Below are 22,193 nucleotides of genomic sequence, written 5' to 3' on the forward strand. Positions count from 1 at the left end.
CGGACGTTGATCCACGTGTCGGGATCCGAGGTGTTGCTGCACGACGCGCGGTTGGCCGCCCGCCGGCTGGCGGCCGCCGGCGTGCCGACCGAAGTCCGGGTCTGGCGCGGCCAGATGCACGACTTCCAACTCGCCGCCCCAGTGGTGCCCGAAGCGACGCGCTCACTGCGACAAATCGGCGAGTACATCCGCGAAGCCACCGGCTAATAACGATCGCTCGGCTCGCCCCCTCGCCGCTGCGCGGCCGGGGTTGCCCCACCTCGGCCCGGTGCCCGGCCCGCATCGTCGCCGGGCGTGGTCGCGCGCGGCTTCGCAGCACCTGAGACCATGAACGCATGCGGATCGCGCGCCACATCAGTGAACTCATCGGCAATACTCCACTAGTTCAGCTGAACTCGGTCGTGCTGCCGGGGTCCGGCAGGGTCGTCGCCAAGGTCGAGTACCTCAACCCGGGCCTGAGCAGCAAGGACCGGATCGCGGTGAAGATGATCGACGCCGCCGAGGCCGGTGGCCAGCTGAAGCCGGGTGGCACCATCGTCGAGCCCACCTCTGGAAACACCGGCGTCGGCTTGGCTTTGGTGGCCCAGTATCGCGGCTACCGTTGCGTGTTCGTCTGCCCCGACAAGGTCAGCGAGGACAAGCGCAACGTGTTGCGCGCCTACGGCGCTGAAGTGGTGGTATGCCCGACGGCGGTACCGCCCGACCATCCGGACAGCTACTACAGCGTGTCCGATCGGCTGGTCAGCGAAATCGACGGGGCCTGGAAGCCCGATCAGTATTCCAATCCGCAGGGCCCGGCCAGCCACTACGAGACCACCGGCCCGGAGATCTGGGCCGATACCGATGGCCAGGTCACCCATTTCGTTGCCGGCATCGGGACCGGCGGGACGATCACCGGCGCCGGTCGCTACCTCAAGGAGGTCTCGGGTGGGGCCGTGCGCGTCATCGGCGCCGACCCGGAAGGTTCGGTGTATTCCGGCGGCACTGGCCGGCCGTATCTCGTCGAAGGGGTAGGCGAGGACTTCTGGCCTGCCGCCTACGACCGCAGCATCCCCGACGAGATCATCGCGGTGTCCGACTCCGATTCGTTCAACATGACCAGAAGACTGGCCCGCGAAGAGGCCATGCTCGTCGGCGGCTCGTGCGGGATGGCGGTGGTCGCCGCGCTGAAGGTAGCCGAGCAAGCCGGGCCCGACGCACTGGTCGTGGTGTTGCTGCCCGACGGCGGTCGCGGCTACATGTCGAAGATTTTCAACGACGCCTGGATGTCGTCGTATGGATTCCTGCGCACCCGGCTGGACGGCTCGATTGAACAGCCGACGGTAGGGGATGTGCTGCGCGGGAAGACCGGCGTGCTGCCCGACCTGGTGCACACCCACCCGTCGGAAACGGTCCGCGACGCGATCGGCATCCTGCGCGAATACGGAGTGTCCCAGATGCCCGTCGTCGGCGCCGAGCCGCCAGTGATGGCCGGCGAGGTGGCCGGCAGTGTGTCTGAGCGCGAACTGCTTTCCGCCGTCTTCGAGGGCCGCGCCAACCTGGCCGACGCCGTCGGGATGCACATGAGTCCGCCGCTGCCGATCATCGGGGCCGGCGATCTGGTCAGCTCGCTGGCCAAGGCGCTGCGGGACTTGGACGCCGTCATGGTGGTCGAGGAAGGCAAGCCGGTGGGGGTCATCACCCGCTATGACTTGTTGGGTTTCCTCTCCGATGGCTCGCGACGCAAGTAGCGGGACGGCCGACAGGCAAATTACTTCGGGTAGCAAACCACTGCGCCCGCGGCGTGGCTCGGCGACGGCCGCCGCACATCGCGGCCCGCCGAAGCGTTCTTGGCGGCAGCCGGGTCGCCCCGGTTCTCGGGTACCGTAATGCAACCCAGTCCAGCAAATCCTGCGCAGAGGGAAAGCCGTCCATGACCGACCAACCGTTCCCGCCGCCTCCGCCGGGTGGTGGCGACTACCCGCCGCCGCCGCCGTCCGCCGGCGGGTACGCGCCGCCGCCGCCCGGGCCGGCAATTCGCAGCCTGCCGAAGGCGGCCTATACGCCCTGGTTGACCCGAGTTGGGGCATACCTCATCGACAACCTGCCGTTCGTGGTCATCCTCGGTGTCGGTCAGCTGGTGCTGCAGAACTCGGTCGAGTCGGCCTGCCTCATCGAAACCGGCCCCGGTGGCCCCGTCCAGGTCTGCGACACCGACTACTCGACACTGGGTCTGACGATGTTTGCGGTGGCGGTGATGGTGGCTCTGGGCTACCTCGTCTGGAACTACGGCTACCGTCAGGGCACCACCGGATCGAGCATTGGTAAGTCGGTGCTGAAGTTCAAAGTCGTCAGCGAGAACACCGGGCAGCCGCTCGGTTTCGGATTGTCCGTACTGCGGCAGATCACCCACGTCGTCGACACCGTCGTCTTCTACCTCGGCTACCTGTTTCCGCTGTGGACCGCTAAGCGCCAGACGCTGGCTGACAAGATCATGGCGACGGTGTGCCTGCCCCTCGAGCAGACGGCGCACGACGCGACGTCCGAAGTCCAGCCGGGGTAGCGGCCGCCATTACGTTGGCGCCCAACGGGCTTGCCATCGCGCCCGGCCGGCCTGATCGCGATGGCTAGGCTGATCGTCGATGAGCAACCAGCGCAGCGCACCCGCAGGCGACCACGAGCACTTCGAAACGGCCGGGCTCGCCACCAAGGCCATCCATGCCGGCTACCGACCTGATCCGTTGACCGGCGCGGTCAACGCGCCGATCTACGCCAGCAGCACCTTCGCCCAGGACGGGGTCGGTGGTCTGCGCAGCGGATTCGAGTACGCACGCACCGGCAACCCGACCCGGGCCGCGCTGGAGACCGCGTTGGCCGCCGTCGAGGCCGGTAGGTTCGGTCGGGCATTCGGTTCCGGAATGGCGGCCAGCGACTGTGCGCTGCGGGCGGTGCTACGCCCCGGAGACCACGTGGTGATTCCCGACGACGCCTACGGCGGGACATTCCGGCTGATCGACAAGGTGTTCACCGGGTGGGGTGTGCAGCACACCCCGGTAGCGGTGTCCGATCTCGACGCGGTCCGCGCAGCGGTCACCCCGCGCACCCGGTTGATCTGGGTGGAAACGCCCACCAACCCGCTGCTGTCCATCGCCGATATCGCGGCCATCGCCGAGCTTGGCACCGAGACTGGCGCGAAAGTGTTGGTGGACAACACGTTTGCGTCACCGGCCCTGCAGCAGCCGTTGACGCTCGGCGCCGACATCGTGTTGCACTCGACCACCAAATATATTGGCGGCCACTCCGATGTGGTGGGCGGCGCCTTGGTCACCAACGACGAGGAATTGGACGCGGCGTTCGCGTTCTTGCAGAACGGGGCCGGCGCGGTGCCGGGACCTTTCGACGCCTACCTGACCATGCGTGGGCTCAAGACGCTGGTGCTGCGCATGCAGCGGCACAGCGAAAACGCCGCCGCGGTCGCGGACTTCCTCGTCGGGCAGCCATCGGTGACCGCGGTGTTTTATCCGGGTCTGCCCAGTCATCCCGGCCACCAGATCGCGGCGCGGCAGATGCGCGGTTTCGGCGGCATGGTGTCGGTGCGAATGCGTGGCGGGCGCAGCGCCGCCCAGGCGCTGTGCGCCAACACCAAAGTGTTCATCCTGGCCGAGTCGCTCGGTGGAGTGGAGTCGCTGATCGAGCATCCCGGTGCGATGACCCATGCGTCGACCGCGGGTTCCCAGTTGGAGGTGCCTGACGATCTGGTGCGGCTGTCGGTGGGCATCGAGGACATCGCCGACCTGATAGCCGATCTCGACCAGGCGCTGCGCTAGTCGCCGCTCATCCAGGAAGAGGGTATTTCAACGCATCACGGATGGCCGCTGTTGTCACAGCCAAGTTGACTTCGGCCAGTTCCGGTTCGGACTCGCGCACCCAACTACCGCTGGCGATGTCACCCGCCCGGCTCAGCACCCACTCCCAACCGCGGTCGTTGAGGCTCAGAACCGCACCCAGCCCATCGATCGTGTACAGCAGCGAGATCACGGTCGCCGTCGCCGGGTCCGGCTTGTTGTCGTCGAACAGCGCGGACATCATCGCCGCACGAGTCTGAGTCACCCGGGTGCGGTCGACCAACGGCCACGCCCGTGGACGCCGAATTCCCTTGGTCTGCAGGCGAACCTGCTGTATCTGACCGCTGCGCTGCAGCTGCCACAGCACTGCCGCCGGAATGCCGCGTCGCAGCTTGGCAATCGCCGCGGCCGGAGTGATCGGACGACGCAGCAGCAGGTTCAGCGCCGCTGCCATCACCGGATCGGCCGGATCCGGCCCGCTCAGCACGACCAGCCGTCCCGCTTCCACCGGCTCGCTGTCGACCGCCGGCCGGATCCGGCAGGCGTGCGCCAAATCCAGCAACACCGCAGCGCTGAGGACGCGCCCGTGGCGCGCCCGATCCAATGTTGGCTGCGCCGAGGCGTTGTCGAGCAACAGCAAGGCCAAATCCTCGGCGATGCGTGCCATCAACCGATTTGATCTCGCTCTATATTCCCGACCGGTGCGCTAATCAGGCGTGGTACGGCTCCGCGCTTAGCAACGTGACCTTCACGGTATTGCCGTTGGGCACGGTGTAGCTGCGGGTCTCGCCCACCTTGGCGTCGATCAACGCACCACCCAGCGGTGAATTGGGCGAATAAACCTCGAGCTTGCCGTCGTTGACGCCTTCCTGGCGGGTGGCGATCAGGAACGTCTCGCTGTCGGACTTGTCGCCGTCGTAGTAGACCTTGACCACCGAACCGGGTAGTGCCACGCCGGACTGTTTGGGCGCCTCGCCGACCTTCGCGTTGTTCAGCAGGTCCTGCAGTTGACGGATGCGGGCCTCCTGCTGGCCCTGCTCCTCGCGAGCGGCGTGGTATCCGCCGTTCTCGCGCAGGTCCCCCTCCTCGCGGCGGTCGTTGATTTCCGCGGCGATGACCGGACGGTTCGCGATCAACTGTTCGAGCTCAGTTTTGAGTCGATCATGTGATTCCTGGGTCAACCAGGTCACCTGAGTGTCCGTCATCTCGTCGTGCTCCTTGCGTCGGTTCCGCGGCATCCGCGTCGTTAGGTTGTCCGTCTTGCTGCCGGGCGGTTCCACCGCGTGTCCTGCCGACCCAGTAATCGGGCGGACCCCCTGCGCGGCGCACACGGCCGCTAATGCAGCAATACACGGTCCCAGCTGGAACCGTGCATCCGAACACCTTACCACCGCCGCTGCGGACGCCGAATACATTTTCGCAGTTGAGCGTTTGCCAGAGGTTGCCGGCATCCCCGCGGTCAGGGAGCGCGCAGGTAGCCCGGCACGTCGGTGCCGCAGCCGTAAACGTCGCCCATCACCGGTGGCTTGCTGGACTTGACGACGGTCGTCACCTGCACCGTTGTCTCGGACGCCGGGGGGACCAGCACCTCACGCCGGCCCGTCTCGCTACCGTCTTTCGCCCGCACCCGCACGATGCAGTCAACCGGACGCGACGGATCCGATCGCGTCACGCTGATCGTTACCGATACCGTCTCCTGGTCGATCAGCCGGTAGCCGGCCAGCGTGCCGCGGACATCGCTGCGGCCCAGCCGTTGATAGCCGATGACGGCGACGACGATGCCGGCCGCGAGACCCAGCACAGCCAGGGCAATGACGACCCGACTTCGCGATGCGCGGGGCAAGCCGCCGCGCCCGTAGCGGGCCTGCGGCGGCTGCCGTGAACCTTCGGTCATGTGTCTCGCGGTACGTGCCGGGTGATCAGGTTTCGGGCCCCGGCACCCGGGATGAAACTATTAAGACTGGAACTATAGAGGCTTTAATCAGGTCGACGAACAAAGAACAGCACGCGGGACAGGGAGCACGTGAGCGAACTGCGTTTGATGGCGGTGCACGCCCACCCGGACGACGAGTCCAGCAAGGGCGCTGCCACCCTCGCCCGCTACGTGGATGAGGGCCACCGCGTGCTCGTGGTGACCCTGACCGGAGGTGAGCGCGGCGAAATCCTCAACCCGGCGATGGACCTGCCCGAAGTGCACGGACGTATCGCTGACATCCGCCGCGACGAGATGGCCAAGGCAGCCGAAATCCTCGGCGTTGAACACACCTGGCTGGGCTTCGTCGACTCCGGGCTGCCGAAGGGGGACCCGCCGCCGCCGCTGCCCGAGGACTCCTTTGCGCTCACACCGCTGGAGGTGTCCACCGAAGCGCTGGTGCGGGTGGTGCGTGAGTTCCGCCCGCACGTGATGACGACCTACGACGAGAACGGCGGCTATCCGCACCCCGACCACATCCGCTGCCATCAGGTGTCGGTCGCCGCATACGAAGCGGCCGCTGACTATCGGCGGTTCCCGGACGCGGGCCCGGTGTGGACGGTGCCCAAGCTGTACTACAACCACGGCTTCCTGCGGCAGCGGATGCAGATGCTGCAGGACGAGTTCGCCAAGCGCGGCCAGACCGGGCCGTTCGAGAAGTGGCTGAAGCACTGGGATCCCGCGCACGATGTCCACGCCGACAGGGTGACCACCCGCATCCAGTGCTCGGCGTATTTCAGTCAGCGTGACGACGCGCTGCGGGCCCACGCCACCCAAATCGATCCCAAAGGGGATTTCTTCGCGGCCCCGATCGCATGGCAGCAGCGGCTGTGGCCCACCGAAGAGTTCGAGCTGGCGCGCTCGCGTATTCCGGTGCATCTTCCCGAGAACGATCTGTTCGCAGGACTCGAGGCGGAGCAGTGAACCAGCTTCACCTTGCCGCCATCCGGGTGCTGGCCGAGTTGCACGCCGACGGCGCCCCGCACAACAGCGGACCGGATTTCGGCAAAGCCAGCCCGTTCGGGTTACTGGTGGTGGTGCTGCTGCTCATCGCCACGGTGTTTTTGGTGCGCTCGATGAACCGGCACCTCCGGAAGCTGCCCGATTCCTTCGACCCGCAGACCCCCGCCCCGGACCAGGCCATCGACGACGGGACGATCGGCGCCGATCAGCCGACCCAGGGCGACGCCGACGATCGATTTCCACATGAGCCCGACTGAATCCTCCGGGGAGAACATGCTCGCCGGGGCGGCCAGCCCCTACCTTCGCCAGCACGCTGACAACCCTGTGCATTGGCGGCAATGGTCGCCGCAGGCGCTGGCCGAGGCCGCCGAACGCGACCTGCCGATCCTGCTGTCGGTCGGCTACGCCGCATGTCACTGGTGTCACGTCATGGCTCACGAGTCGTTTGAAGACGACGAGGTGGCCGCCGCGATGAACGCGGGGTTCGTGTGCGTCAAAGTCGACCGGGAGGAGCGGCCCGACATCGACGCCGTGTACATGAACGCCACCGTCGCGCTCACCGGGCAGGGCGGTTGGCCCATGACATGTTTCCTGACGCCCGACGGGCGGCCCTTCTTCTGCGGCACTTACTATCCCAAAGCCAGCTTCCTGCAACTGCTTTCAGCGGTGGGGAGTACCTGGCGTGATCGCCGTGACGAGGTCGAGCAGGCTTCCGATCACATCGCAGGCGAATTGCGATCGATGGCTGGGGCACCTCCGGGGCAGCCCTCTAGCGACCCGGAGATGGTCGCGTCGCTCTGCGACGACGCCGTCGCGGGCGTTCTGCGCGACGAGGACACCGTGCACGGCGGTTTCGGCGGCGCACCGAAATTCCCGCCGTCGGCGTTGCTTGAAGCGCTGCTACGGAACTATGAGCGGACCGGCTCATCGGGGGTGCTGGATGCGGTTCGGCGCACCGGCACCGCGATGGCCCGGGGCGGAATCTACGACCAGCTGGCCGGCGGGTTCGCCCGTTACAGCGTCGACAATGCCTGGGTGGTACCGCATTTCGAGAAGATGCTCTACGACAACGCGCTGCTGCTGCGTGCCTACGCGCATTGGGCCCGCCGAACCGGGGATGCGTTGGCGCGCCGGGTCGCCGGCCAAACCGCACGTTTCCTGCTCGACGAGTTGGCCGAGGGTGACATGTTCACCTCGTCGCTGGATGCCGACGCCGATGGCCGCGAGGGTTCGACCTACGTCTGGACGCCCGCGCAACTGACAGAAGTGCTCGGGAGCGACGACGGTCCCTGGGCCGCTTCGGCTTTCGGAGTCACCGAGGCGGGCACTTTCGAAGCCGGCGCATCGGTGCTGCAGTTGCCGGGCGATCCCGACGACTCGGGCCGGTTCGACCGGATCCGGACCGCGCTGCTGGCCGCCCGACTCACCCGGCCGCAGCCGGGACGCGACGACAAGGTCGTCACCGCCTGGAACGGACTGGCGATCACCGCGCTGGCCGAGGCCAGTCTGGCGTTGGCCGCGCCCGAGTTGGCTGACGCCGCAGCGCGATGCGCGACCGCGCTGGTCGGGCTGCACCTAGTGGACGGCCGGCTGCGCCGGGCCAGCCTGGGCGGACGGGTCGGTGAGAGCGCCGCGATCCTGGAAGATCATGCCATGCTGGCCACCGGGCTGCTGACGCTCTACCAGCTGACCACCGACGATGCCTGGCTGACGACGGCCGGCGAGCTGCTCGATATTGCGTTGGCGCACTTCGCCGATCGCGACCGGCCTGGCCGCTGGTTCGACAGTGCCGACGATGCCGAGCGGCTGTTGTTGCGGCCCGCCGACCCGCTGGACGGTGCCACACCATCGGGCGCGTCCTCGATCGCCGAAGCGCTGCTGACCGCGGCGCATGTGGTCGGCGCAGAACGAGCCGACCGCTACCGGCAGGCGGCGGTCGACACGCTGCAGGCACACTCCCCGCTACTGGCCCGGGCGCCGCGCTCGGCCGGCCATTGGCTGGCGGTCGCCGAGTCCGCGGTGCGCGGGCCGTTGCAGATCGCGGTGGCCTGTGACCCGACGGGATCGCTGCTGCTGGCCGAGGCGCGCAAACTCGCGCCCGGCGGGGCGATTGTGGTCGGCGGCGCAGCGGGGTCGTCGGAGCTGCTGATCGGCCGCGACCGCGTAGCCGGTGCTGACGCTGCGTATGTGTGCCGCGGCCGGGTCTGTGACCTGCCGGTTACCACAGCCGAGGATCTGGCGGCGGCGTTGCGCCCGACGACGATGCGGGCCGTGTAGCGGCCCGAGGTGGGGGCACCTCCCGCTTGCGGGGTCAAGTCGGGCAATAAGCTCCTGCGCCACGGTAGCGTGCGTGTCATGCCGAGCCCTGAGCAGATCGCCGACACCATCAACCGCTATATCAGCCTGATCGCCAAGGGCAGCGCGGACGACTTGGTCGAGTTGTTCGCCGACGACGCGACCGTCGAGGACCCGGTCGGGGGCGAGGTCCACATCGGTCGGCAGGCGATCCACGGCTTCTACTCGGCCGTCGAGAACGTGGAACGCGAATGCGAGTTAGTGACGCTGCGGGTTGCGGGCAATGAGGCGGCTTTCCAGTTCCGGTTGACCGTGATTGCCGGAGAGAGCCGGATGCTGATCGAGCCGATCGACGTGATGGCGTTCGGTGTCGACGGCAAGGTGACCGCGATGAAGGCCTACTGGTCGGCCGAGAATGTCACGCAGCTTTAGCTCAGGTGATCAAGCCGGGTGGCCGACGTAGAACACCGCCAGCCACACGGCGATGTAGTGGCAGATCGCGGCTACTGCCGTGCAGGCGTGGAAGAACTCGTGATAGCCGAACGTTTTTGGCCACGGGTCGGGCCAGCGCAGCGCGTAGAGGATTCCGCCGATGCTGTACAGGGCGCCGCCGACAATCAGTAGCACCATCGCGGCGACCCCGGCCATGTGCATGATCGCCGCGATGTAGAACGCGGCGACCCAGCCGAGCAACAGGTAGAGCGGGACACCGACCCAACGTGGCGCGGTCGGCCAGCACATCTTGAGCAACACCCCGGCCAGCGCACCACTCCACACGATGGTCAGCACCAGCATCCCCGCGTCATGCGGCATCGCCAACAGCGCGAACGGCGTATAGGTGCCGGCGATCAACACGAAGATCATCGAATGGTCGAGCCGCTTCATCCAAGTCCGGACGGTCGCCGATTTCCAGGTGACCCGGTGATAGACGGCGCTGACGGTGAACATCCCCACCACGGCGGCGGTGTAGACGAAGGTCGCCAAACCGGCTTTGAGCCCTGCCAACGGCCAGGACACCGATATCAGCGAAGCGCCGGCGGCGACGGCGACGACCGCCGACACCAAATGGATCCAACCGCGCGCCCTTGGCTTGGTCAGCGCGTCCGCAGCAGATTGTAAAACCTGGCCAGCGACCTCCTCGACAGCCTTGACCGGCCCGGAAGTGTCGGGCTCGGTGGCCACGTTTGCCTCGTGGGTCACTACCCCTCCCTAATCCCTGCATGCCTTTACGGCCAGATCGCCGGTCAGCGCTGCCGCCCACAGTAATCTGGTTCCCTGTGGAGATCATCCCGCCGCGTCTTAAGGAACCGCTGTACCGGGTCTATGAGTTGCGGCTGCGCCAAGGCCTGGCCGCATCGAAATCCGCGTTGCCGCGCCACATTGCGGTGCTGTGCGACGGCAACCGGCGCTGGGCACGAGACGCCGGCTATGACGACGTCAGTTACGGGTATCGAATGGGCGCGGCCAAGATCGCCGAAATGCTGCGCTGGTGCCAAGAGGCGGGCATCGAAATGGCTACTGTCTACTTGCTTTCCACCGAAAACCTGCGCCGCGATCCCGCCGAACTGGCTGCGCTCATCGAAATCATCACCGATGTCGTCGAGGAGATCTGCGCGCCGGCCAACCGCTGGAGCGTGCGCACGGTCGGGGACTTGGAGCTGATCGGCGAGGAGCCGGCGCGACGGCTGCGTGACGCCGTCAAAGGCACAGCGGCCACGGCAAACGCGGGCTTTCACGTCAACGTCGCGGTCGGCTACGGCGGTCGCCAGGAAATCGCCGGCGCCGTTCGCGCACTGCTGGCCAAGGAGATCGCCAACGGAGTCAGCGGCGAGGAACTCGTCGAAACCGTCACCGTGGACGCGATCTCGGAGAACCTGTACACCTCCGGGCAGCCTGACCCCGACCTGGTCATTCGGACGTCGGGGGAGCAGCGGCTGTCCGGGTTCTTGCTATGGCAAAGCGCCTACTCGGAGATGTGGTTCACCGAAGCGCATTGGCCCGCATTCCGCCGGGTTGACTTCCTGCGTGCATTGCGCGACTACAGCTTGCGACACCGCCGCTACGGCATCTGACGTCGTGCCACACTGAAAGCATGGCTGCGCTTTCGGCGTTGGTGTTTTCGCTGAGCTGGTGGCTGGGGCTGTACCTGTTGGCCCGCGACCCGCGCAAGCCGGTGCTCGCGTTCTCGGCGATCGGCCTGTGCAGCTTTGCGACGGCGGTGGCGCTGGATGCGGTTCGGCTCGTCACGCACTCCGCGCTGCTGGGCCACGTCGAGATCTACCTGGTTGCCGTTCCCGGCGTGGCCTGGTTTGCGGTGCTCCTCGAGATCGCCAGAGCGGACGACAACGCGCGGTCACGCACCGGCGAGCTGCTGCTGGTCGGTGGCGCGGGCGCACTGATGATGGTCGGCGCGGCGATGGCCGGCAGCGTCAGTGGGCCGCTGCGTCCCGGCCACCTGGTGATGTGCGTGGTGATCTCGGCGTCCACTCTGGGCGCGATGACTGCCGCGCTGCGGCGCCGGACGCGGAAGATCCCGTTGGTCGGGCTGGTCATCACGGCAACGCTGTTCTTTGCGTTGGCCAACGCCATCCTGATCATTCCGCTGGGCGTGGTGCCGAGCTGGCTGGCGTTGGCGTCGACGAGTTGCGACGTGCTGAGCCTCGGCGTGGCGGTGGCGCTGTGGGACGCGTTCGACGAGGGTCAGGCGTTGCGGGCCGACATGCTGCGCTCGTTCACCGGCACCGGGATGGTCGTCGCGCTGCTCGGCGGCCAGATCCTGATCGGCATCGCCTTGACCCAGCACGAGAAGACGGCGCTGACCGCCCTGACAGTGTTGCTGTTCACCAGCTTGGCGATCGCAAGCTCCGTGCAGGTGTTGGCTGACCCGTTGGCCGGGCTGTTGGACCGGCTGGTGTTCTCCCGATCGCCGATGCTGCGTGCCGACCGGGAGACGTTGCGGCGCACGCAATCCGCGCTGCCGCTGCGCTCCGCCGATCCGCTCGACGACTTCGACGAAGACACCTTCGCCCGGCTCACCCGTCGGGCGTTGGGCCACTACGGCGACCTGTCCAAGCTGGTCGCCAGCCCGCTGACCGCGTTGCCGGCGATCGACGAGCGGCTGGCCGCTCGTGGGGCGCCCGACCAGCCGCTGGAGCGGGCCATCGAGCTCAAGGCTCTGCTCGCGGACCGCATCGCCCGGCTCAAGCCACGCGACGGTGGCGACTTCGGCACCACCGAGCAGTGGCGTTACTACAACGCCCTGTATTTCCCCTACGTCGTGGGCGTGCGCGCGTACGCGCAGAACGCCACCGCCGCCGGCCTGGACGCGACGGCTCGGCGGGCCTGGCAGTGGTTCGTCACCGAGGTACCGCAACGTTCGCTGCACAACTGGCAGAACGCCGCGGCCCGACTCATCGCCGCCGATTTGCGCGGCCGGGTGGCCGTCTCGAGCTAGCGGGCAAAAGACCGCCCGGCGACGATGCGCGCCGTGAAGCGGCGCGAGAGGGAGTCGGCAAAAGACCGCCCGGCGACGATGCGCGCCGTGAAGCGGCGCGAGAAGGAGTCGGGCAAAAGACTTAGCTCGGCTAGTTAAGGAATACGTGGCCTAGATCACTCTGTTGACCTGCGCATGGCAGTGCTTGGCAGTTCTGAGCGTCGATCTGGCAGTCCCAGAACGGCACGCTGGGATATGTACGACCCGACATCGCAAGGAGTTCTCGACATGACCGCTGTTTATGGACAGTCCACCCGACCCTTCGCCGACTCCACCGACTCGCTGCTGCGTTTCGCCATGCGGCTCGACGCAACGCTGACCGGGTTCGCCGGGCTGTTTATCGCCGCGGCCGCCGACCCGATCTCGTCGCTGACTGGGCTGAGCTCCCTGACTGAATACGGCATCGGCGCATTCTTTGTGCTGTATGGGCTCATTGTGTTCGGCTTCGCCGCGGTATCCGATCTGCGCGGCGCCGGGATCGGGGTCGTCATCGCCAACATCGTCTTCACCGTCGCGGCGGTCGTCATCGTGGCCGCGGATGTGTTGCCGCTGAATGCAGCGGGTGTCGCCGCGGCGCTGGCGAGCGGTGTCTACACGGCCCTGATCGGCTACCTGCAATACCTCGGAGTGCGCCGACTGGCGGTGTGACTCCCTTCCCGCCGGTGCGGGGCGCCGCCGTCAGAGGTTGCGGTACGCGCCTCCGCATCGGCTTGTTTCAGGGCTCGGGGCCTACGTTGCCTACGTCGGCCGGCTGAAAGCCTCTACCGCAGGCGCTCTAGTGATCTAGAGCTTGCGCAGCCGCAGCCGGTTGATGGAATGGTCGGCGTCTTTGCGCAGGACCAGGGTCGCCCTGGGCCTGGTGGGCAAGATGTTCTCGATGAGATTCGGCCGGTTGATCGAACGCCAGATTTCGCGGGCGGCGACGACGGCCTGCTGGTCGGCCAGCCCCGCGTAGTGGTGGAAGTGCGAGGCCGGGTTGGCGAACGCGGTCGAGCGCATCGCTAAAAACCGCGAGACATACCACTGCTCGATGTCCTCGATGCGCGCGTCCACGTACAGCGAGAAGTCGAACAGGTCCGAGACCATCAGGGTGGGTCCGGTCTGCAGCACGTTGAGGCCCTCGAGGATCAGGATGTCAGGGTGGCGAACCACCTGCTTGGCGCCTGCCACCCGGTCGTAGTGCAGGTGCGAATACACCGGCGCGCATACGTAATCCGAACCGGACTTCACCGAGGTGACGAATCGCATTAGCGCCCGTCGGTCATAGCTCTCCGGAAAGCCTTTGCGGTGCATGAGGTTTCGTCGGTTCAACTCGGCATTCGGGTAGAGAAACCCGTCGGTGGTCACCAGGTCGACCCGGGGGTGGTGATCCCAGCGGGCCAGCAGCGCCTGCAGCACGCGGGCCGTCGTCGACTTACCGACCGCCACACTGCCGGCCACTCCGATGATGAACGGCACCGGCCGATCGGGGTGTTGCCGAGGTTCGCCGAGGAATTCCGCGGTGGCAGCGAACAACCCTTGCCGGGCCGCGACTTGGAGGTGCAGAAGCCGGGCCAGCGGCAGGTAGACCTCTTCGACTTCGAGCAGGTCGATCTGCTCGCCCAATCCGCGCAAGCCAACGACTTCTTCTTCGCTCAGTGGCTGCGGCGTCGACATGCGTAGCGAGCGCCACTGACCCCGGTCGAACTCCACGTAGGGGCTCGGCTCGCTCAGCCGCGACATGAGTGTCAGTCTTGCAGCCTTCGGCGCGCTGTGGGCGGCTGGGGCCACGAGCCGATAGCGTTAGCGGGCGTGGAGCTCAGTCTGGAACCCGCCGAGCTGATCCGCGAGTACCTGTCGCTGGGTTTGCGCTTCGACCGAATCGAGTCGGGTTACGTCGATGCGTTCACGGGCGATCCGGCGCTGCGCCAAACGGTGTTGGCCGAGTCCGCGCCTGACCCGGCCGATCTGGTCCGCCAGGCCCAGCGGCTGCTCGCAGCGCTACCGGATGTGCCGCGCCGCAACGGTTTCAACCAAGCCCGCGCCGACTTCATCGGCGCCCATCTGCGTGCGCTGGCCTGCGCCGGGCGCAAGTTCGCCGGGGAAGACATCGGCTTCGTCGACGAGGTGCACGACTACTTCGACGTCCACATCGCCAAGGGTGAAGTGGAAACGTACCGGCAGGCGCACGCCCGGCTCGACGATGTGTTGGGCGGCCGGGCGCTCAGCGGCCCACTGGCCGAACGGATGGAGGCCTATCGAGCGAGCGAGGAGATCCCGCCGGATCGGTTGGCCGAGTGCATCGAGGCGTTCTCCAGCGCGCTGCGCGATCGAGTGCGCGCCGAGTATCCACTTCCCGACACTGAGACCGTCGTCTATCAGGTAGTGACCGACCAGCCGTGGTCGGGATTCAACTACTACCTGGGCGATTACCGCTCCACGGTGGCCGTTAACGCCGACGTCAAACAACTGATGTCGAACCTGCCGCGGCTGGTGGCCCACGAATCCTATCCGGGGCACCACACCGAGCACTGCCGCAAAGAGGCCGGGCTGGTCAACCGGAAAGGCCAGGCCGAGCAGACCATCTTCCTGGTGAACACCCCGCAGTGCCTGATGGCCGAGGGCCTGGCCGACCTGGCGCTCTACGCCGCGATCGGCCCTGGCTGGGGGAACTGGGCCGCCGAGATCTACGCCGATTTGGGACTGAGGTTCGACGGTGAGCGCGCCGAGGCGGTTTCCGAGGCGTCGGCGGCACTGGCCGGTGTCCGCCAGGACGCGGCGTTGATGCTGCACGACGAGCACCGCGACGCCGACGAGGTGGCGGCTTACCTGCGTCGCTGGCTGCTGGTCAACGACACCCGTGCCCAGCAGATGCTCCGGTTTTTGTCCTCGCCGCTGTGGCGGGCCTACACCAGCACCTATGTCGAGGGTTACCGGCTGCTGCGGCACTGGCTGGACGACCGGCCCGTCGGCGTCAGCCTGGGCGAGCGGTTTGGTCGGCTGCTTGACGAGCCGCTGATCCCGTCGGCGCTGCCCGACTAATCTCGATTGCATGGCAGCAGACTCAAACGCAATCACTAGCCCGGCTGCAGCGCCCGGCGCCGAGTACGCCGACACCGCCACCGCCGCCTACCGCGCGGCACTGCAGGTGATCGAGTCCGTCGAACCCCGGATCGCCGCTGCGACACGCAAAGAGCTTGCCGACCAACGTGATTCGCTCAAGCTGATCGCCAGCGAGAATTACGCCTCGCCCGCGGTGCTGCTGACCATGGGAAGTTGGCTCTCGGACAAGTACGCCGAGGGCACCATCGGGCACCGCTTCTATGCCGGCTGCCAGAACGTCGACACCGTTGAGAGCTTGGCCGCAGAGCACGCCCGCGAGTTGTTCGGCGCGCCGTACGCCTACGTCCAGCCGCATTCGGGTATCGACGCCAATCTCGTTGCCTACTGGGCGATCCTGGCTGCCCGGGTGGAGGCGCCGGGTCTGGCCGAGGCCGGCGCAAAACATGTCAACGATCTCTCCGAGGCGGACTGGGAAGCGCTGCGCGCCAAGCTCGGCAACCAGCGGCTGTTGGGTATGTCGCTGGACGCCGGCGGCCACCTCACCCACGGCTTCCGGCCCAACATCTCCGGCAAGATGTTCCACCAGCGCAGCTATGGCACCGATCCGGAGACAGGTCTGCTGGACTACGGCGCGGTCGCCGCGGCGGCGCGCGAATTCAAGCCGCTAATCCTGGTCGCCGGGTACTCGGCCTACCCGCGTCGGATCAACTTCGCCATGATGCGCGAGATCGCCGACGAGGTGGGCGCCACTCTGATGGTGGACATGGCGCACTTCGCCGGGCTGGTGGCCGGCAAGCTGTTCACCGGCGACGAGGACCCGGTGCCCCACGCGCACGTCACCACCACCACCACGCACAAGTCGCTGCGCGGTCCCCGCGGCGGGCTGATTCTGGCCCAGCCGGAGTACGCCGACGCAGTCGACAAGGGCTGCCCGATGGTGCTGGGCGGACCGCTTGCGCACGTGATGGCGGCCAAGGCGGTCGCGCTGGCCGAGGCGCGCCAGCCCGCTTTCCAGGTTTACGCTCAGCGGATCGCCGACAACGCTCAGGCGCTGGCCGACGGGTTGCTGCGGCGCGGGGCGCGACTGGTCACCGGCGGCACCGACAACCACATCGTGTTGCTGGACGTCACGTCATTCGGGCTGACCGGGCGCCAGGCCGAATCCGCGCTGCTGGACGCCGGCGTGGTCACGAACCGCAACTCCGTCCCCGCCGATCCCAACGGCGCCTGGTACACCAGCGGGATCCGGTTCGGCACCCCGGCGCTGACCACCCGCGGCTTCGGCGCTGCCGACTTCGACCGGGTCGCCGGACTGGTGGTCGACGTGCTGAGCAACACTCAACCCGCTGCGGGACCGCACGGCCCCTCCAGGGCCAAGTACACCCTGGCCGACGGCACCGCCGATCGGGTGCACGCTGCCGCCGCCGAGTTGCTGGCCGCCAATCCGCTTTACCCCGGATTGACGCTGTAGGTCGGGCCGAGCCCGGGGCTCGCCAACCCGCCGTCGCCGCCGGTGCCGCCGTCTTAGTCGGCTGGAGGCGGCACACAAGTCGTCGGCGCCCGCGTGGAAGACTGGCGCCCGTGACTGCTGCACCTGATTCTCGTACTGCTGCTTCGGTAATGTCCGCGCCGTTGGCCGACGTCGATCCCGACATCGCCGAGCTGCTGGGCAAGGAACTCGGACGCCAGCGCGACACCCTGGAGATGATCGCTTCCGAGAACTTCGTACCGCGTTCGGTATTGCAGGCCCAGGGCAGCGTGCTGACCAACAAATACGCCGAGGGCCTGCCCGGGCGGCGCTACTACGGCGGCTGCGAATACGTCGACGTCGTGGAGAACATCGCCCGCGACCGGGCCAAGGCGCTGTTCGGCGCCGACTTCGCCAACGTGCAACCGCATTCGGGCGCGCAGGCCAATGCCGCCGTGCTGCATGCGTTGATGTCGCCGGGGGAGCGCCTGCTGGGCCTCGACCTCGCCAACGGTGGTCACCTGACGCACGGCATGAAGCTCAATTTCTCCGGAAAGCTCTACGAGAACGGCTTCTACGGCGTTGACCCGACGACGCATCTGATCGACATGGACGAGGTGCGCGCTCGGGCGCGTGAGTTCCGCCCCAAGGTGATCGTCGCCGGCTGGTCGGCCTACCCGCGGATTCTGGACTTCCCGGCGTTCCGGTCGATCGCCGACGAGGTGGACGCCAAGCTGTGGGTCGACATGGCACACTTCGCGGGCCTGGTCGCCGTCGGGCTGCATCCGAGCCCGGTGCCGCACGCGGACGTGGTGTCCACCACCATCCACAAGACGCTGGGCGGGGGCCGCTCCGGCATGATCCTGGGCAAGCAGGAGTACGCCAAGTCCATCAACTCGGCGGTGTTCCCCGGCCAGCAGGGCGGCCCGCTGATGCACATCATCGCCGGCAAGGCCGTCGCGCTGAAGATCGCCGGCACACCCGAATTCGCCGACCGCCAGCAGCGCACGCTGTCAGGCGCCCGGATCCTCGCCGATCGGCTGCTGGCCGCCGACGTCGCGAAGGCCGGTGTGTCGGTGGTCAGCGGTGGCACCGATGTGCACCTGGTGCTGGTGGACCTGCGCAACTCCCCGCTGGACGGCCAGGCCGCCGAGGACCTGTTGCACCAGGCCGGGATCACCGTCAACCGCAACGCTGTCCCGAACGACCCGCGTCCGCCGATGGTGACCTCGGGCCTGCGGATCGGGACTCCGGCGTTGGCGACACGCGGCTTCGGCGAAGCCGAGTTCATCGAGGTCGCCGACATCATCGCGACCGCACTGGCGGCGGGCAAGTCCGCGGATGTGTCCGGGCTGCGTGACCGGGTGACGCGGCTGGCCAGGGAGTTCCCGCTGTACGAGGGACTGGAAGACTGGTCGCTGGTCGGCCGCTGACTCCATCCTCGGGGCGGATTTCACGAAACCTGTGTACGCGGGTTACAGTTACTTTATGGCACAGAAACCTGTCGCTAACGCGTTGATCCTCGAACTCGAGCCGGTCGTCGGCGAGAACCTAGACCGCCACCTCGATACCGAGAACTTGTGGTTCGCGCACGACTTCGTGCCGTTCGAGCAGGGCGAGAACTTCGCCTTCCTCGGCGGGCGTGATTGGGATCCGTCGCAGGTCACGCTGCCCAAAGTCATCACCGACGCCTGCGAGATTCTGCTCATAACCAAAGACAACGTGGCCGGTTATCATCGCGAACTCGTCGAGCACTTCATTCTCGAAGATAACTGGGCCCATTGGCTGGGCCGCTGGACCGCCGAAGAACACCTGCACGCCATTGCACTACGCGAGTACTTCGTGGTGACCCGCGAGGTCGACCCCGTCGCCAACGAGGACGTCCGCTTCGAGCACGTGTCACGGAAGGGGTATCGCGCCGACCAGTACTCCCAGGTCGAAACCCTGGTGTTCATGGCTTTCTTCGAGGGCGCCCACGCCGTGTACTGCAACAACCTGGCGGCCGACATCGAAGAACCGGTGCTGGCCGGACTCATTAACCGCATCGCCCGAGACGAAGAGCGACACGAGGAGTTCTTCGCGAACCTCGTCGCGCACTGCCTCGACTACACCCACGACGAGACGATCGCCGCCATTGCCGCCCGCGCGGCCGACCTTCAAGTCGTCGGCGCCGACATCGACGCCTACCAGGACAAGCTGCGAAACGTCGCCGACGCAGGCATTTTCGGCCCGGATCAGCTGCGGCAGATGATCTCCGACCGCATCACCGGATGGGGAGTCGCCGACGAGCCGGCGCTGCGGCAGTTCGTCGTCGGCTAGCCTCGTCGGCGCGCCTGCGCGGCGCAGATGCGACGACGAGAGTAGCGTCGCAGTCGATGGCTAGCGACATGCTCTGCTGTCCGGGCGGCGCCTCTCGTCTCGACTTCGACAGGACCGCCGGCCCCGGTCCTGGCGCCGCGGCCCCCGCCGAATCGTCCGTGCGGGCCGCACGGGCTTCAGTCCGGTTATGACGCCCCGCGTGCATGGGTGGCGGTGGGGCCACCACCCGCATGCGGCAGCGAACCGGGCGATGAGCTCGAGGAGCGCTCGTGACCGATTCCCCGGCGGTTCCACAGGACACCCTACGGACGTACGTGCTCGACACCTCCGTGTTGTTGTCCGACCCGTGGGCATGTTCCCGCTTCGCCGAACACGAAGTGGTGGTTCCGCTGGTGGTGATCAGTGAGCTGGAAGCCAAACGTCACCACCATGAACTTGGCTGGTTCGCCCGCCAGGCGTTGCGGCTGTTCGACGATCTTCGGCTCGAGCACGGACGGCTCGATCAGCCGATTCCTGTTGGGACACAGGGCGGCACGCTACATGTCGAACTCAACCACAGCGATCCGGACGTGCTGCCGGCAGGGTTTCGCACCGACACCAACGACTCGCGGATCCTGTGTTGTGCCGCCAACCTCGCCGCAGAGGGCAAGCAAGTCACGTTGGTGAGCAAAGACATTCCGCTGCGCGTCAAAGCGGGAGCGGTGGGTCTGCGCGCCGACGAGTACCATGCGCAGGACGTCGTCACCTCCGGCTGGACCGGGATGACGGAGATGGAAGTCACCGCCGAGGACATCGACGCATTGTTCGCCGACGGCGAAGTCGATTTGTCTACGGCCCGAGACCTACCGTGCCACACCGGTATTCGGCTGCTCGCCGGCAGCTCGCACGCGCTCGGCCGGGTTAACGCCCACAAGAGGGTTCAACTGGTCCGCGGCGATCGCGAGGTCTTCGGACTGCGTGGCCGCTCCGCCGAGCAGCGGGTGGCCCTGGATCTGCTGCTCGACGAGTCGGTGGGCATCGTGTCGCTGGGCGGCAAGGCCGGCACCGGCAAATCGGCGCTGGCGCTGTGCGCTGGCCTGGAAGCGGTGCTGGAGCGACGCACCCAGCGCAAGGTGGTGGTATTCCGCCCGCTCTACGCGGTCGGCGGCCAGGAGTTGGGTTACCTGCCCGGCAGCGAAAGCGAAAAAATGGGACCGTGGGCGCAGGCCGTCTTCGACACCCTCGAAGGTCTGGCCAGCCCGGCGGTGCTCGAAGAGGTGCTGTCGCGCGGAATGCTCGAGGTGCTGCCGCTGACCCATATCCGCGGCCGCTCGCTGCACGACTCGTTCGTCATCGTCGATGAGGCGCAATCGCTGGAACGCAATGTGCTGCTGACCGTGCTGTCACGGCTGGGCGCGGGCTCGCGGGTGGTGTTGACCCACGACGTCGCTCAGCGCGACAACCTCCGGGTCGGCCGTCACGACGGGGTCGCGGCCGTGGTCGAGAAGCTCAAGGGACACCCGCTTTTCGCGCACATCACGCTGTTGCGCAGCGAGCGGTCGCCGATCGCCGCGCTGGTCACCGAGATGCTGGAGGAGATCACCCGGGTCCCGCTGCCCTAGGCCGGGATTGCCGCGCTTGCGTTCGCCGCGGGTAAGCTTCCGGCCGTGCCGAGACGACCAGACACCCTTGCATGGCGGTACTGGCGCACAGTCGCCGGTGTGGTGGCAGCCGCCGCCGTCGTCGCGATCGGTGCGTTTACCGGGCACGTCAGGTTCGCTCACGCCAACGATGTCGTCGACTGCGCACAAGTCAAATGCGTCGCGTTGACGTTCGACGACGGCCCCACCCCGTACACCGATCGGCTGCTGGGCATCCTGACCGCCAACAAGGCCAAGGCGACCTTCTTCGAGATCGGCAACAAGGTCGCAGCCAACCCGGCCGGCGCCAAACGTGTCGTCGACGCCGGTATGGAAATCGGCAACCACACCTGGGAACACCCCAACATGACGACCCTGCCGCCAGCCGATGTTCCCGGCCAGTTGTCCAGAGCCAACGATGCTATCGCCGCCGCCACCGGGGTGACGCCCAAGCTGTGGCGGCCCCCCGGCGGGCTCACCGACGCGGGAGTCAATGAGCAGGCCGCAAAGATCGGTCTGGCCGGAATCCTTTGGGACGTCATCCCTTACGACTGGATCAACGATTCGAACACCGCGGCCAGCAGATACCTGCTGATGACCCAGATCAAGCCCGGCTCGGTGGTGTTGCTGCATGACACCTACTCCAGCACGGTTGATCTGGTCTACCAGTTCATCCCGGTGCTGAAAGCCAACAACTATCACCTGGTGACGGTCAGCCAGCTGCTGGGCTCACGAGCCGCGGGCAGCGTGTACGGCAGCCGGGAGAACGGGCCGCCGGCCAATGACCTGCACGACATCCCCGTTGCGGAGGTTCCGTCTTTGCCCAACACCCCGTCGCCGCAGCCGATGCCCAACTTCCCGATCACCGATGTGGCGGGCCAGAACTCAGGCGGATCGAATAACGGCAGCTAGTGGGCGGGGTCGCGAGATCACTTCTGCCACAGGAATCTCTGGGTGGAACCAGTTGACGATTTGCCCGCCTCATAGCGACAGCTGGACCCACCGGGATTTGTCGCTCGAAGACGGGCACAACGTGCACTCGGACCCGCAGTGACTGACCTGACAGGTGTGACGGTCGCGTCGCTCACTGGCCCGGCAGCTCGCCTGCGGCGGCGACCGCCAGCAGCTCACCCCGGCCGATCTGGCTGACCAGGCTGGCGGAGTCGAAGTATATGCGCTCGTTGGTGATTCGATCGTC

Annotated in this window: 21 protein-coding genes and 1 pseudogene; 17 read left to right on the forward strand and 5 right to left on the reverse strand. The window is 67.0% G+C overall.

Annotation, left to right across the window (positions count from 1 at the left end; translation table 11 throughout):
• The 4 genes and pseudogenes from VNW74_RS28940 to VNW74_RS28955 form a co-directional block, all read left to right on the forward strand.
• A partial coding sequence (locus VNW74_RS28940; RefSeq protein WP_325683304.1) for an alpha/beta hydrolase fold domain-containing protein occupies positions 1-207 on the forward strand: 207 nt, incomplete at its 5' end.
• 128 nt (positions 208-335) lie between these two features.
• On the forward strand, positions 336-1,730 hold the full coding sequence (locus tag VNW74_RS28945) for a cystathionine beta-synthase (RefSeq protein ID WP_325683306.1): 1,395 nt from the start codon (positions 336-338) through the stop codon (positions 1,728-1,730).
• A gap of 200 nt (positions 1,731-1,930) precedes the next feature.
• Positions 1,931-2,542 (forward strand): annotated as a pseudogene (locus tag VNW74_RS28950) (RDD family protein); the annotation flags it as partial.
• A gap of 79 nt (positions 2,543-2,621) precedes the next feature.
• Entirely contained in the window at positions 2,622-3,806 is a 1,185-nt protein-coding gene (locus VNW74_RS28955; RefSeq protein ID WP_325683308.1) for a cystathionine gamma-synthase, read from the forward strand.
• Between the two features lie 7 nt (positions 3,807-3,813).
• On the opposite strand, the gene VNW74_RS28960 is transcribed toward VNW74_RS28955, so the two are convergent.
• The 3 genes from VNW74_RS28960 to VNW74_RS28970 all read right to left on the reverse strand — a co-directional run bounded on the left by VNW74_RS28960 (position 3,814) and on the right by VNW74_RS28970 (position 5,718).
• Entirely contained in the window at positions 3,814-4,491 is a 678-nt protein-coding gene (locus VNW74_RS28960; RefSeq protein WP_325683310.1) for a GOLPH3/VPS74 family protein, read from the reverse strand.
• Between the two features lie 43 nt (positions 4,492-4,534).
• Positions 4,535-5,029, reverse strand: a complete 495-nt coding sequence (gene greA / locus VNW74_RS28965; RefSeq protein ID WP_325683312.1) for a transcription elongation factor GreA — start codon at positions 5,027-5,029, stop codon at positions 4,535-4,537.
• A 254-nt stretch (positions 5,030-5,283) separates the two neighbouring features.
• Positions 5,284-5,718, reverse strand: coding sequence for a DUF4307 domain-containing protein (locus tag VNW74_RS28970; protein ID WP_325683314.1), 435 nt, complete (start codon positions 5,716-5,718; stop codon positions 5,284-5,286).
• A 129-nt stretch (positions 5,719-5,847) separates the two neighbouring features.
• Here VNW74_RS28970 and mca point away from each other — a divergent pair, with 129 nt between their 5' ends.
• The 4 genes from mca (at position 5,848) to VNW74_RS28990 (ending at position 9,486) form a co-directional block, all read left to right on the forward strand.
• Entirely contained in the window at positions 5,848-6,720 is an 873-nt protein-coding gene (gene mca / locus VNW74_RS28975; RefSeq protein ID WP_325683316.1) for a mycothiol conjugate amidase Mca, read from the forward strand.
• On the forward strand, positions 6,717-7,016 hold the full coding sequence (locus VNW74_RS28980) for a hypothetical protein (protein ID WP_325683318.1): 300 nt from the start codon (positions 6,717-6,719) through the stop codon (positions 7,014-7,016). The genes mca and VNW74_RS28980 overlap by 4 nt, the downstream gene beginning before the upstream one ends.
• On the forward strand, positions 7,003-9,036 hold the full coding sequence (locus VNW74_RS28985; RefSeq protein WP_325683320.1) for a thioredoxin domain-containing protein: 2,034 nt from the start codon (positions 7,003-7,005) through the stop codon (positions 9,034-9,036). Before VNW74_RS28980 ends, VNW74_RS28985 begins: the two co-directional genes overlap by 14 nt.
• Positions 9,037-9,114: 78 nt before the next feature.
• The gene (locus VNW74_RS28990) at positions 9,115-9,486 is read left to right on the forward strand and encodes a nuclear transport factor 2 family protein (RefSeq protein ID WP_325683321.1); all 372 of its coding nucleotides are present in this window, start codon (positions 9,115-9,117) and stop codon (positions 9,484-9,486) included.
• 9 nt (positions 9,487-9,495) lie between these two features.
• Here the strand turns inward: VNW74_RS28990 and trhA are convergent, their stop codons facing one another.
• On the reverse strand, positions 9,496-10,236 hold the full coding sequence (gene trhA, locus VNW74_RS28995) for a PAQR family membrane homeostasis protein TrhA (protein ID WP_325683340.1): 741 nt from the start codon (positions 10,234-10,236) through the stop codon (positions 9,496-9,498).
• A gap of 95 nt (positions 10,237-10,331) precedes the next feature.
• Here trhA and VNW74_RS29000 point away from each other — a divergent pair, with 95 nt between their 5' ends.
• The 3 genes from VNW74_RS29000 (at position 10,332) to VNW74_RS29010 (ending at position 13,195) form a co-directional block, all read left to right on the forward strand.
• Positions 10,332-11,126 (forward strand): (2Z,6E)-farnesyl diphosphate synthase, encoded by a 795-nt coding sequence (locus tag VNW74_RS29000; RefSeq protein ID WP_325683322.1) that lies wholly within the window; start codon positions 10,332-10,334, stop codon positions 11,124-11,126.
• Between the two features lie 20 nt (positions 11,127-11,146).
• Positions 11,147-12,508: a hypothetical protein gene (locus VNW74_RS29005; RefSeq protein WP_325683324.1), complete on the forward strand. Its 1,362-nt coding sequence runs from the start codon at positions 11,147-11,149 to the stop codon at positions 12,506-12,508.
• Between the two features lie 267 nt (positions 12,509-12,775).
• Positions 12,776-13,195 carry a hypothetical protein gene (locus VNW74_RS29010; RefSeq protein WP_325683326.1) on the forward strand — a complete coding sequence of 140 codons (420 nt, stop codon included), beginning with the start codon at positions 12,776-12,778 and terminating at the stop codon, positions 13,193-13,195.
• A 135-nt stretch (positions 13,196-13,330) separates the two neighbouring features.
• On the opposite strand, the gene coaA is transcribed toward VNW74_RS29010, so the two are convergent.
• The gene (gene coaA / locus VNW74_RS29015) at positions 13,331-14,269 is read right to left on the reverse strand and encodes a type I pantothenate kinase (RefSeq protein WP_325683328.1); all 939 of its coding nucleotides are present in this window, start codon (positions 14,267-14,269) and stop codon (positions 13,331-13,333) included.
• Between the two features lie 81 nt (positions 14,270-14,350).
• On the opposite strand from coaA, the gene VNW74_RS29020 reads away from it, so the two are divergent.
• The 6 genes from VNW74_RS29020 to VNW74_RS29045 all read left to right on the forward strand — a co-directional run bounded on the left by VNW74_RS29020 (position 14,351) and on the right by VNW74_RS29045 (position 21,907).
• On the forward strand, positions 14,351-15,568 hold the full coding sequence (locus VNW74_RS29020; RefSeq protein ID WP_325683342.1) for a DUF885 domain-containing protein: 1,218 nt from the start codon (positions 14,351-14,353) through the stop codon (positions 15,566-15,568).
• Between the two features lie 10 nt (positions 15,569-15,578).
• Positions 15,579-17,060, forward strand: coding sequence for a glycine hydroxymethyltransferase (locus tag VNW74_RS29025; protein WP_325683330.1), 1,482 nt, complete (start codon positions 15,579-15,581; stop codon positions 17,058-17,060).
• 149 nt (positions 17,061-17,209) lie between these two features.
• Positions 17,210-18,490: a serine hydroxymethyltransferase gene (gene glyA, locus VNW74_RS29030; protein WP_325683332.1), complete on the forward strand. Its 1,281-nt coding sequence runs from the start codon at positions 17,210-17,212 to the stop codon at positions 18,488-18,490.
• A gap of 55 nt (positions 18,491-18,545) precedes the next feature.
• Positions 18,546-19,376 carry an acyl-ACP desaturase gene (locus tag VNW74_RS29035; protein ID WP_325683334.1) on the forward strand — a complete coding sequence of 277 codons (831 nt, stop codon included), beginning with the start codon at positions 18,546-18,548 and terminating at the stop codon, positions 19,374-19,376.
• 269 nt (positions 19,377-19,645) lie between these two features.
• On the forward strand, positions 19,646-20,977 hold the full coding sequence (locus VNW74_RS29040) for a PhoH family protein (protein WP_325683336.1): 1,332 nt from the start codon (positions 19,646-19,648) through the stop codon (positions 20,975-20,977).
• Between the two features lie 45 nt (positions 20,978-21,022).
• Positions 21,023-21,907, forward strand: a complete 885-nt coding sequence (locus VNW74_RS29045; RefSeq protein ID WP_325683338.1) for a polysaccharide deacetylase family protein — start codon at positions 21,023-21,025, stop codon at positions 21,905-21,907.
• Positions 21,908-22,193: the final 286 nt, after the last annotated feature.

This window comes from Mycobacterium sp. (assembly GCF_035570115.1).
Lineage (GTDB): Bacteria > Actinomycetota > Actinomycetes > Mycobacteriales > Mycobacteriaceae > Mycobacterium.